The sequence below is a fragment of the Bradyrhizobium genomosp. I (2014) genome (assembly GCF_000261685.1).
In the GTDB taxonomy this organism is placed as follows: Bacteria; Pseudomonadota; Alphaproteobacteria; order Rhizobiales; family Xanthobacteraceae; genus Bradyrhizobium.
This window is the reverse complement of record NZ_AJQE01000412.1, coordinates 1-3,934: the sequence shown is the minus strand read 5'-3', so window position 1 is coordinate 3,934 and position 3,934 is coordinate 1. Positions and strand designations below refer to the sequence as shown.

Below are 3,934 nucleotides of genomic sequence, written 5' to 3'. Positions count from 1 at the left end.
AGAGCGCCAAGAAGACGCCCGGCAAGAAGACGTCCAGAAGGTCGTCAAAGAAATCGTCGAAGCGCAAATCCAGCAAGCGCTGACGCTGACCTGTTTCAGATCATGCTGCCCGGCATGAAGCAGCGGATCGAAATCCCGAACGCAGTTTTCACCGGCCACACCATGGTGCGGCCGGCCCGGTTCGGCTCGGTGATGACGGCTTCGTCTGGCACCTCGATCCACTGCCCGTCGAGACGCACGCGGTAGCGCCCGTTGTGCGACTCCCAGTCGGGATCGGCGACGGCAAGACCGTCCGCGTCCGAGCAGCATGGACCAAGGTGGCTGCGCAAGCTGTCGAACCATGGTTTCAGGGGGGAGTCCGCGTAGCGGCCGTCGTCACGCCCGAGCGCGTTTCCGCCCGAGAGCACCAATGGCGCTACGAGTAGCGCACTCCTCAGCGAGAGCTTCAATCGATCCATGTCGGCACCGATCAAATGCGAACCGCCTGCTAGTTCCACAAAGCGGCGGCAAGCTCGAAGTTCCACGATTGCAGCCCGCGGCTCCATTACCGCAAGGAAGGCTGCGAGAACTGGAACTGTGATGAACGAACACGGCTTTTTCGGACGAACTGCGTCACCATCCCTGCGGTTAACGAGAATGTTATCGATAGCCCCGCGGGGAAGTCCGAGGATGAGCAGGAAAGGCGGCCCGAGGGCCGCCTTTTTTCACTCCGTCGCTCGGTGCGGTCGTCTTACGCCAGCGGGACGGCGACGAACCTTGTCGCCTCCGCGCTTCTGACCTGCAACAGCACGCTGCGCTTGCCCGACGATTTGGCCTGCGCCAGTTCCGAGCGGACCTCGCCGACATTGGCAACGGCCTTGCCGCCGACATTGAGGATGACGTCGCCGGTCTGAATGCCATGCTGTGCCGCCGGCCCTTGCGGGTCGACCTCGGTGACGACGAGGCCCTTCTGGCCCGCCCCCTGGACGTCACCTGCCGGCGCCAGGCTGAGGCCCAGGCGCGGCGTGCCGGCACTTGGCTGCCCCCTGCCCTCATCGGTGCCATTTCCCTTGGCTTGCCGCTCGTTCGGCAGCTCGCCGAGCGCCACGGTCATCGTTCTGCTGTCGCCGTTGCGGAAGACATCGAGCTTCACGGACGTGCCCGGCGCCAGGGTGGCGATGGTGCGGGCGAGGTCGCGGGAGTCCTTGATCGTCGTGCCGTTGACGGCGGTGATGACGTCGCCCGCCTCGATGCCGGCCTTCGCGGCCGGGCTGCCAGGTTGCGGATTGTCGACGATCGCGCCGCGCGCTTCCTTGAGGCCGAGGCTGTCGGCAATATCCGACGTCACCGGCTGCACCTGCACGCCGAGCCAGCCTCGGGTGACCGCGCCCTTGTCCTTCAATTGCGCGACGACGAGCTTGGCGGTCGAGGCCGGAATATCGAAGCCGATGCCGACCGAGCCGCCCGAGGGCGAGAAGATCGCGGTGTTCACGCCGATCACGTTGCCGTTCATGTCGAAGGCCGGGCCGCCGGAATTGCCCTTGTTGATGGGCGCATCGATCTGGATGAAGTCGTCATAGGGGCCATTGCCGATATCCCGGCCGCTGGCCGAGACGATGCCGGCGGTCACGGTGCCGCCAAGACCGAAGGGATTGCCGACCGCGACCACCCAGTCGCCGATGCGCGGCTTCTGGTCGGAGAATTTGACGAACGGAAAGTCCTTCTTGCCGTCGACCTTGATCAGCGCGAGATCGGTCTTCGGATCGGTGCCGACGACCTTCGCGGTGTAGGTCGTGCCGTCGTCCATCGTCACCTGCACCGACTCGGCGTGGTCGACGACGTGGTTGTTGGTCACGGCATAGCCGTCGGCGGAAATGAAGAAGCCGGAGCCCTCGCCCGTGATCATCTGATGCCGCTGGCGCGGCATGCCGTTCATGCCGCCCGGAAAACGGAAGCCGAACTGTCGCGAGAACTGGTCGAACGGCGTATCCTCGTCCGAATCCATCCGATTCTGCTGCAGCATCGCGCTCTTGTCATTGTCCTGGTCGATCTTCACCCGCACGGAGATGACCGCGGGTTTGACCTTGCTGACCAGATCGCCGAAGCCCGGCGGCGTCGCGGCAGCTTCGGCAGCCTGAGCCGGCGCAATGAAGGGGTGCATGCCGAACGGCGAAGAGCCGGGAGCAGCCGCCAGCATGGCCACGCCAAGCGCGGCCACGGTGCCGAGCAGCGCCAGCCGGCGCGGCCGCAAGATCTTGCGAGACGTGGTGGTGTCGGATTTGACGCGATCGTTCATGTCGAAATATCCATGTTGAGCTGGTGTCGCCTTGCCCCCAACATGGCCGTTGCCACCTTACGGCGTCCCGTCCATCGGATTAAATCTCGGCAAAGTGCGGGTGAGCGGCCGCAGCAGGCAAATCGTCGCTGCCCCTTTGATGCAGCTCAACACAGGCGCTTTGCGCCGTGAAAAACTGTCATCATCGGATGATGTCCACCGGAGGTGCGCCATGTACAAAGACATTCTCGTCCACATTCCCACCGAGCGTCCCATGCGTTCCGTGATCGAGGGCTCGATTTCGCTCGGGGCGCACCTCAACGCACATCTCGACGCGGTCGCGGTCGGCTATGTCGCGACCAGTACAGCCTACGTGATGGAGGGGGGCGCCGCGGTGGCGGCCGTTTTCGAACTGGAACGCGAGCGCGCCGTGGAGCGTGCCGAGGCCGCGCTCGCAGTGTTCAGCAGCGAAGCGGCGAACGCCGGCATCTCCTACGCCTGCCACGCACTCGGCGCGATCCCGGCGGATGCAGCCGGCTCGCTCGGCGAGATGGCGCGACTGCACGACCTCAGCATCGTGCTTCAACCTGATCCGACGCAAGGCTCTTTCGACAACGACGTGCCAGGCGAGATCCTGTTTCAGGCGGGCGGCCCGGTGCTGTTCCTGCCCTACACCTTCCGTGGAGCCTTCAAGGCGAACCGGATCGGCATCTGCTGGGACGGCAGCCGCCTCGCTGCCCGCGCCGTGCGCGATGCAGCAACATTCCTGGCGCGCGCCGCAGAGATCGTGATCATCACCATCAACGAGTCCGACACCGTCTCCGGCGAGGCTTCAGCGACCAGCCTGGCAAAGCATCTCGGCCGGCGCGGACTGTCGACCCGCACGGTCAGCCTGTCGGCGGCGCGCGCCGACATTCAGCCGACCATCCTGTCGCTGGCGGCCGACGAGAGCCTCGATCTCCTGGTGATGGGCGGCTACGGCCATTCGCGGCTGCAGGAGCGCGTTCTCGGGGGCGTCACCCGCGCCATGCTGGAGGCCATGACGGTCCCGACGCTGATGTCGCATTGAGCCGAGCCGGCTTGGCGCCGTTACGCCGCGACGGGAGCCTGCCATGTCGCGGGCGGGGTGGCTTCCTCGACGCGTTGCACATTGCACGCGTCGAAATGCGCCTTGAGTTCGACTTCGGCGAGATGTTCGAAATGTTCGGCTTGGCCGAGAAGTTCCCAGTTCTGGAGCGGCCGGTAGGCCGCCTGCTGACGACAGAGAGACGCCAGCGCCCGGTAGCGACGTACGTTCTCCATGAGACCCTCCCTCGCATTGGCAATGCTTATCGCCCCGATTTACGTCAGGCCGATGGCGGTTGTGCAAAACATTTGCTGCGCCCACCCGCACCTGATCCCGGCTCGTTCTTGAAATGCGTATTCAGGCGAAAGTTCCAAATGACGCCGACCGACGCTCGGCCCCCACCCCGCGCGGACAGTCTCGGCCGATTGCGGCGTCGCCGCGAAATCCGGCGATGAAGACAGGCTACCGGAGACGGCCTCCATCGCTTACGCGCATCCGCTGCGCAGCACTGTCTTGCGGGTGCGGAACTCGGCCGGCCTCGGCAGCGAGGCGAATGGCCGCAATATTGGCGGCATAGTCGGCGGCGCCCTTGCCGCGGAACACGGCGGAACCCG

The 3,934-nt window shown here is 65.2% G+C and carries 4 protein-coding genes and 1 pseudogene; 1 reads left to right on the top strand and 4 read right to left on the bottom strand.

Going from position 1 to position 3,934, the window contains the following annotated elements:
* Nucleotides 1-95: 95 nt before the first annotated feature.
* The gene (locus IC50_RS35915; RefSeq protein WP_035716204.1) at nucleotides 96-458 is read right to left on the bottom strand and encodes a hypothetical protein; all 363 of its coding nucleotides are present in this window, start codon (nucleotides 456-458) and stop codon (nucleotides 96-98) included.
* Nucleotides 459-730: 272 nt separating this feature from the next.
* On the bottom strand, nucleotides 731-2,275 hold the full coding sequence (locus IC50_RS35910) for a Do family serine endopeptidase (RefSeq protein WP_035716202.1): 1,545 nt from the start codon (nucleotides 2,273-2,275) through the stop codon (nucleotides 731-733).
* A gap of 211 nt (nucleotides 2,276-2,486) precedes the next feature.
* Between IC50_RS35910 and IC50_RS35905 the strand changes: the two genes are divergently transcribed.
* Complete coding sequence (locus IC50_RS35905) at nucleotides 2,487-3,323, top strand: universal stress protein (protein WP_035716200.1); 837 nt, start codon at nucleotides 2,487-2,489, stop codon at nucleotides 3,321-3,323.
* Nucleotides 3,324-3,343: 20 nt separating this feature from the next.
* Here the strand turns inward: IC50_RS35905 and IC50_RS35900 are convergent, their stop codons facing one another.
* Nucleotides 3,344-3,556: a hypothetical protein gene (locus IC50_RS35900; protein ID WP_035716197.1), complete on the bottom strand. Its 213-nt coding sequence runs from the start codon at nucleotides 3,554-3,556 to the stop codon at nucleotides 3,344-3,346.
* Between the two features lie 226 nt (nucleotides 3,557-3,782).
* Nucleotides 3,783-3,934: pseudogene (locus IC50_RS44105) on the bottom strand (ribulose-phosphate 3-epimerase); the annotation flags it as partial.

Coding starts and splice junctions, on each gene's coding strand:
- IC50_RS35915 (WP_035716204.1), bottom strand. CDS start 458: ATGGATCGATTGAAGCTCTCGCTGAGGAGTGCGCTACTCGTAGCGCCA.
- IC50_RS35910 (WP_035716202.1), bottom strand. CDS start 2,275: ATGAACGATCGCGTCAAATCCGACACCACCACGTCTCGCAAGATCTTG.
- IC50_RS35905 (WP_035716200.1), top strand. CDS start 2,487: ATGTACAAAGACATTCTCGTCCACATTCCCACCGAGCGTCCCATGCGT.
- IC50_RS35900 (WP_035716197.1), bottom strand. CDS start 3,556: ATGGAGAACGTACGTCGCTACCGGGCGCTGGCGTCTCTCTGTCGTCAG.